Origin of the sequence: Blautia sp. DFI.6.71 (genome assembly GCF_020593585.1) — a bacterium.
In the GTDB taxonomy this organism is placed as follows: Bacteria; Bacillota; Clostridia; order Lachnospirales; family Lachnospiraceae; genus Blautia_A; species Blautia_A wexlerae.
On record NZ_JAJDMJ010000156.1, the window covers coordinates 1 to 519 of the forward strand.

At 38.5% G+C, this 519-nt stretch carries 1 protein-coding gene; it reads left to right on the top strand.

The genetic code is table 11. The features are described 5' to 3' along the window. Nucleotides 1-7 precede the first annotated feature (7 nt). Nucleotides 8-439: an IS200/IS605 family transposase gene (gene tnpA, locus LJE12_RS19700; protein ID WP_161276736.1), complete on the top strand. Its 432-nt coding sequence runs from the start codon at nucleotides 8-10 to the stop codon at nucleotides 437-439. Nucleotides 440-519 lie beyond the last annotated feature (80 nt).

The following is a 519-nucleotide window of genomic DNA, read 5'->3' on the forward strand; positions in this document are numbered from 1 at the left end:
AAAAGATATATTTAATATAGATAAAAACAAACTTTCATATGGTAGGGGATATGTCTATTCCTTGCAGTATCATCTTGTCTGGTGTACAAAATACAGAAAAAAGGTTTTAAAAAACGGAATCGATACAGAATGCAAAGAAATGTTACAGAATCTTGCAGAAGAATATAAATTTCAGATCCTGGCAATGGAGGTGATGCCGGATCATATCCATTTGCTTGTGGACTGTAAACCTCAGTTTTATATTTCAGATATGATCAAGATCATGAAAGGAAATCTTGCACGCCAGATGTTTCTTGCGTATCCGGAGTTAAAAAAGGAACTGTGGGGTGGGCATCTGTGGAATCCGTCTTACTGTGCCATAACGGTCAGTGACAGGAGCAGAGACCAGGTGCTTGCCTACATCGAAGGACAAAAGGAAAAAGAAAAGAAAAAAGCCTGACAGAAGAAATGATTTGTTGGAGGAAAAGAGATGCAGACCGTATCCAGCTATGGCGTAGAATTACGAAAACAGAATATCCC